Raw genomic sequence first — 6,116 nt, 5'->3', positions numbered from 1 at the left:
GGCTCCGCTACGACGGCCGGTGTCGGCTCGTCCGCGGACGCGTCCGATCGGGCGTCCCGCTCGGCCCGCGACCGGCTGGTCGCCAGTACGCACCCGACCAGGGTCAGCGCGAAGCCGGCCGCGATGCCGACCGTGAACGGCTCGCCGAGCAACGTGACGCCCAGCGCCACGGCGACGGCCGGATTGACGTAGGTGATGACGCCGGTCCGGACCGGGCCGATCTCGTTCACCAGGGCGAAGAAGATCAGGAACGCCGCCACGGTGCACACCAGGGCGAGCAGGAGAACCGCCACGGTGACGTCCGGCGACGGCCACCGGGTCGGCAACTGCGCGATCCCGACGGGGGCGAACCCGACGGCCGCGATCGCGAACGACGCCGCGACCACCCCGAGCCCCGGCAGGTCGGAGAAGCGGCGGGCGAGGATGAACGGGCCCAGCGCGTACCCGATGACCACGAGCCCGATCTGAACGAACGCGATCGCGTTGCCGCCGCCGAAGTCGGTCCCGACGAGCGCGCCGACCCCGGCCAGTCCGACGAGGAGCCCGATGAGTCGACGGGCGCCGAGCGGCTCGTGGCCGCCCATCATCCGGGCGATGAGCGCGCCGACCAGCGGAACGGCGGCGACGAGCAGGCCGGCCAGCGAACTGCTGAGTCGCTGCTCGGCCAGGGTCAGCATGGTCCACGGCACGGCGAGCTCTACGAACGTGTACGCCAGGAGCGGCTTCCACCGCGGCAAAAGCGGACGGAGCTGTCCGCGCATCGCGGCCAGCGGGAGCAGCAGGGCCGCGCCGATCGTGGTGCGCACGAACACGAGCGAGGCGGGGGTGAACGTCTCAATCGCGACCTTGATGAGCAGGTACGGCAGGCCCCAGATCAGACACATCGCCGCGAACAGGACCCAACCGCGCCGTGTCACTCGTTCTCCTATTGATCGCTGACGACAGGACCGATTCTGTCCGGTCGGCCCTTTCGGTCACGACCAAACGGTCGCACTCGGAGTGCGATTCTCGTCACCGTCCAGCTGCGACAGAGCGGCTACCGGTTCAGACATTCAGGTGCGACCACGCATAAACCGGTTTGGACGGGTAGCTGGCGCCCCAGGGCACTGTCGCGTCTGGAGGAACTCGCCTTGCGCATACTTCACCTGACGTTCATCGCGCTCATCATCGCGTCGTCGTCCTTCGTGGCACTGGAGCCGGTCACCCTGGCCTGGGCCACCGCCGACCAACTGCTCGCCCGGACGCAGCCGTGCGATGCCGTCTCCACCGGCAGATACACGACGCACGACAATCCCACCGCCCGCGTGCCCGTGTGCCGATCGGGCCCGGCGTACTTCTGGCACGCGGGTATGAGCATCGACTGCGACGGCGTCGCCACCCCCCGCTGCAACGCCGGGACGGACCCCGCGTACCAGGCGCTGACGCTGTATCGGGGCGCCGACGGCCGGTACCTCACCGCGGACGAGGCGCGGTACTTCGTGATTCCGCTGCCGAGTTCGCGATTCGACTATCGCAGCGCCGGCATCGCGCCCGGCAACGTCGGCGCGATCGTCTACGACGGCAAGGTCGTGTACGGGATATTCGCCGACGTGGGCCCCGAAACGGCCATCGGGGAGGCGTCGTACGCCACCGCCGTGGCCCTGGGCATCAACCCCGACCCCGGCCACGGCGGAGTGAGCGGGGGCGTGACCTACGTCGTCTTCCCCGGCCAGTTCCCCGACGACACCGGGACCAGCGCCATCAATCAGGTCGGCGCGGCTGCCGCCGCCGCGTTCGTGCGCGGCTAGGTCCGGTCACCCGAGCGGAGCGGCGCGTTGAGCACCTGCTCCACCGTCTCCATCAGTTCGTTGGGCATGAACGGCTTGGCCAGCGTCGCGGTCGCGCAGGAAGCCTCGGAGCCGGTGGGCAGCCATCCGCTGACCACGATCACCGGGAGGTGGGCGGTCGCCGGATCGCCATGGATGCGCTTGCACACGTCGAAGCCGCTCGTGCCCGGCATGACGCCGTCGATGAGAACGAGGTCCGGCCGGTGTTCCCGAACGCTCCCCCAGGCCGCCTCGCCGTCCGACTCGACGACGACGGTGTGCCCGGCGCGCTGGAGGACGCGGGTGATGACCTCGCGAATTCGCTCGTTGTCATCGGCCACCAGGACCAGCGCCATCGACTACTCCCCACTACGGCTACATGTACTTTTGTACAACGTCGGAACGTCCGAACCGACGCGGCCGGCCGACTACCGGACGAACGTAACGAAGTGACCTTCGTCCCGGGCACCCGGCCCACTCCACATCAGACTGTGGGAACCAGCCTCACAGCAGGCGCAGCTGCCGGGCCTTGAGCACGGCCTCCCGCCGGTGCGCGGCGTGCAGCTTGCGGTAGATGCTGCGGACGTGGGTCTTCACCGTGTTGACCGACAGCGACAGGTCCGAGGCGATCTCGAGGTTGGACAGCGCGCCCTGCAGGTACCGCAGCACCGTCAACTCACGGTCGCTGAGCGGCTCGACGAGATCCACCGGCGGAAGGTCGTCGCGGGGCGGCTCGGCGGCCGACGCCTTGAGCGCCTCGCTGACCATCGACCAGTACGCGGTACCCGCGTCGAGCTGGTCGACCAGCAGAGCGCGCAGCTGCGGCTCACCGTGGGTGAACAAGCGCCGGAACCCCTCGGGCTCGGCGAGCTGGAGCACCCGCTCCAGCAGGGCCGATGCGCGGTGGGTCTCGCCGGCCAGCCGGGAGGTCACCGCCGCCAGCAGGCCCGCCTCCAGCCGGAGCGGCAGGGGTGTTCCGTCCTGGTCCTCCGCCCAGACCGGTAGCGCCCGGGCCGCAGCACCGGGATCGTCGTCGCGCAGGTACGCCCGTGCCAGGGCCACCGCGACAGCGGGCGCGGCCGGCCGGCTCTCCTCCAACAGCGGAATCAGCAGCTCCCGTGCCGTCTCGATGTCCCCGTAGCAGGTGCGCAGGTCGGCTTCTGCTGCGGTGAGCCAGTCGCCCAGATAGCCGGTCAGCTTCGCGCCCAGGTCGCGCCTGGCCGCCACGAGGACGGTGTACCCGGCCGCCAACTCGCCCCGTGCCCGCAGCACCCCCGCGCGGATGGCGGCGATCCCGGCCGTGAGGATCGGCTCCCCGGCCTGGTCACCGGTGCCCGCCGCCAGCTCCAGGTACCGCTCGGCGTCGTCGAGCCGGTCCCACTCGTAGCGCACGAGCGCGAGCGCCAGGTACGCGTAGGCGCTGCCGGTCAGCCGGCAGCGACCGGCGCACGGCGGCAGCGCCAGCGCCGCGCGCGCAGACTCCTCGGCGCGGCGCAACTCGCCGCGCAGGGCCCGTAGGAGGGCGAGCCGGCCGGCGCACAGCAACTGCGCGCAGGGCAGCCCGGCGAGTTCCGCCGCGGCGAGTCCGGCGCCGAGCGCGTCCGCGGCCGCCGCCAGTCGACCGTCGTTGAGGTGAGCCGCGCCGCGGGCCGCGTACGCGATCGCCCACAGGCTCGCGTCCTCGCCGGTCTCCTCCACCGCGGCCGGATCCGCCACCGGCGCCAGCGCGATCAGTCGCGCGGCGTACGACAACACCTTCCCGTTGTCCCCGGCGAGCTGAGCCCTTGCCAACTGGAACGCGGCGGCCATGAGCGTGAACCGTTCCCGACGGGCGGCGGCCAGCCGGGGTCGCTGGTCGTCGGCGAGCCGCAGGTACGCGTCGGCCGCGCCGAGATCGCCCAGGTCCAGCCGATCCGCCGCGTACGCGAGCGCCAGCTCCGGATCGGTCCGAGCGGCGGCGTCCGGCGGCGGTGGCGGCACCAGCGTCCGCAGCGCTCCGTTGCCCTTGCACAGCACGAGCTCCGGCCAGTGATCGACCAGCAGCGCGGTGGCGTAGCGCCAGTCGCCCGCGGCGAGAGCGTGGCGCAGCGCGTCGGCCGGGAGGCCGTGGCCGGCGTACCAGGCGGCCGCGGCCCGGTGCAGGTGCGGCACCTTCTCCGGCAGCTCCCGCGACAGCTCGGCGCGCAGCAGTTCGGCGAACAGCCGGTGGTAGCGGTACCACGGGTACTGACCCGGTATGGGGACGGTGAAGGCGTTGCGGCGCTCGAGTTCGGCCAGGATGCGAGCGCCGTCGGAGCGTCCGGTGAGCGCGTCCATCAGCCCACCGCAGACCCGCTCGAGGACGGACGTGCACAGGAGGGCGTACCGGATCTCCGCGGACAGGTCGGCGAGCACCTCCCCGGTGAGGTACTCGGCGATGCCCGGCTGGACGCCGGAGAACTGGTCGACGAAGCGCGGCGGGTCCGGGTGCTCACGCATGGCGAGGGCAGCGAGGCGCAGGCCGGCCGGCCACCCTTCGGTGTGCGCGCGCAGGGCCGCGAGGTGGCCGTCCGGCAGTTCGACACCGTGCCGGGCGAGCAGTTCGGCCGTCTCTTCCACGGTGAACGCCAGGTCCCGGGCCTGCACCTCGGTGAGCTCGCCGGACAGGCGCCATCGGTGCAGTGGCAGCGCCGGATCCATCCGGGTCGCGATGACGAGGCGCAGCCGCCCGGCGGTGTGCCGCAACAGGAACTCCAACCCTTCCGGAACACCGGGGTCGGGTACCTGGTGGAAGTCATCCAACACGACGACGGTCGGCGCCGGTAGACCGGCCAGCGCGTTCGCGAGCCGGGCGAGGTAGACGTCGCGCGCGACGATCCCCGGCGCGGGCACGCTCTGGTGGTCGGCGCCCTTGGTCGCCCCCGACGTGTTCAGCGCGGAGTGCAGGTACGCCCAGAACCGGTCACCCGCGTCGTCGGCCTCCACGGTCAGCCAGGTGACCGGCTGCACCGGGCCGCCGGCCCGTACCCAGGCGTTCAGCAACGCCGTCTTGCCCCACCCCGCCGGTGCGGACAGCACGGTGAGCGGGCCGCGGATCCCCGCGTCCAGCATCTCGACCAGCCGGGGGCGGGTCACGAGACCGTTCGGGAGCACCGGGACGGTCAGCTTCGACGTCAACAACGGCACTCCTACCGACGCGCCGCTCGGATCTTCCAACACCGGCGCGTAAACCCGATCACTCGCGCAGACCTTCACCCGATCACCGCGCATCCTGATCCCCCGGCGGACACGTCGCCTCGATAGCCGCGACCGGGCCGCGTAAACCTGCTGACGCCCAGATCGTTGCCCCGCCGACGCGACTGGATCGTGCGGATTCGTCCGGGTGGGATGAGGCATGCTCACCCGCGCCGCTCGAAACATGGTCTTGATGTGGGGGCTTGCGGAGCGCGAGTCACCTGTGCCGGCCGGCCGGACGCGGCCGAGCCGGCGGGTGAGTGTGCAAAGCCAGTCAGTCGTGCAGCTATCCGAAATCGCGGCCCACGAAAGGAAGTACTGGATTATGACTTCTCTCGCCCCACGCCGCGGCCGCCAGCTCACGGAGCAACGAGGGGGGCGTCGCGGCGGTGACCCGCTGGCCGACCTCCAGGATCGGATGGGCGATCTCCTCGCGAGCTTCTTCGCCGACCCCTTCCTCGCGGCCTCGCTGGCGCCCACTGTCGCTCCCGTATGGGTGCCGCCGGTGGACATCGAGGAGACCAATGACTCGTACATCCTGGAGATGGACCTCCCGGGGGTACGGCCGGAAGACGTCAACATCGAACTGCGGGACAGCAACGAACTGCGGATCACCGGCCGGTACGGGGAGCGCGAGCGCACCGGCACGATGAGGCGCCAGAACCGCCGCACCGGCGAGTTCGAGTACGACGTGATCCTGCCGGGCGACGTCAACGCCGACCAGATCGACGCCACGCTGGAGTACGGCGTGCTGACCGTACGCGCGGGCAAGGCGCAGCCCCAGGCCAAGCGCATCGAGGTCAAGGGTGGCGGCGCCGAGGCCGGCGGAGGCGACGGTACAGCCGCGGGCCGGACCCCTCCCGTCGCGGGCGGCACCGCGGAAGCCACCACCGGGGGCGTCAGCAGCGCCGCGGCACCACCTCCCGGCAGCCCTCCCGGAGCCACGGGCCAGCGCCAGACCCGCGTCTCGCCGGGAGGCGGACCTGGCACATCGCCGAGGTAGCGCTAGACCGGGGCGGACCTCGATGCACTTCTCCGCCGACGCGCCGCCCTGCTCATCCCGTCCGCGGCCGGAAGCCGGCTGCGGACGGGCTCTTG

General features: G+C 71.7%; 5 protein-coding genes. 2 read left to right on the top strand and 3 right to left on the bottom strand.

Annotated features, from left to right (window positions below):
* Positions 1-917: DMT family transporter (locus HC028_RS24875; protein WP_203981520.1), on the bottom strand; the 917-nt coding region annotated here is incomplete at its 3' end.
* 213 nt (positions 918-1,130) lie between these two features.
* On the opposite strand from HC028_RS24875, the gene HC028_RS24870 reads away from it, so the two are divergent.
* Positions 1,131-1,787 (top strand): glycoside hydrolase family 75 protein, encoded by a 657-nt coding sequence (locus tag HC028_RS24870; protein WP_168079847.1) that lies wholly within the window; start codon positions 1,131-1,133, stop codon positions 1,785-1,787.
* Here HC028_RS24870 and HC028_RS24865 read toward each other — a convergent pair.
* Together HC028_RS24865 and HC028_RS24860 are read right to left on the bottom strand one after the other, a co-directional pair.
* The gene (locus HC028_RS24865; protein ID WP_168079846.1) at positions 1,784-2,161 is read right to left on the bottom strand and encodes a response regulator; all 378 of its coding nucleotides are present in this window, start codon (positions 2,159-2,161) and stop codon (positions 1,784-1,786) included. The genes HC028_RS24870 and HC028_RS24865 overlap by 4 nt on opposite strands.
* A gap of 148 nt (positions 2,162-2,309) precedes the next feature.
* Positions 2,310-4,970 carry a winged helix-turn-helix domain-containing protein gene (locus tag HC028_RS24860; RefSeq protein ID WP_239075669.1) on the bottom strand — a complete coding sequence of 887 codons (2,661 nt, stop codon included), beginning with the start codon at positions 4,968-4,970 and terminating at the stop codon, positions 2,310-2,312.
* Between the two features lie 373 nt (positions 4,971-5,343).
* Between HC028_RS24860 and HC028_RS24855 the strand changes: the two genes are divergently transcribed.
* Positions 5,344-6,021, top strand: coding sequence for an Hsp20/alpha crystallin family protein (locus HC028_RS24855; protein WP_168079844.1), 678 nt, complete (start codon positions 5,344-5,346; stop codon positions 6,019-6,021).
* Positions 6,022-6,116: the final 95 nt, after the last annotated feature.

This window comes from Planosporangium flavigriseum, from assembly GCF_011947225.1.
Lineage (GTDB): Bacteria > Actinomycetota > Actinomycetes > Mycobacteriales > Micromonosporaceae > Planosporangium > Planosporangium flavigriseum.
Note: the sequence above shows the minus strand (reverse complement) of the source record. Positions and strands in the feature narration are given on the sequence as shown.

Bases quoted from the DNA above. Each gene is read 5' to 3' on its own strand.
- HC028_RS24855 (WP_168079844.1), top strand. From the start codon at position 5,344: ATGACTTCTCTCGCCCCACGCCGCGGCCGCCAGCTCACGGAGCAACGA.
- HC028_RS24865 (WP_168079846.1), bottom strand. From the start codon at position 2,161: ATGGCGCTGGTCCTGGTGGCCGATGACAACGAGCGAATTCGCGAGGTC.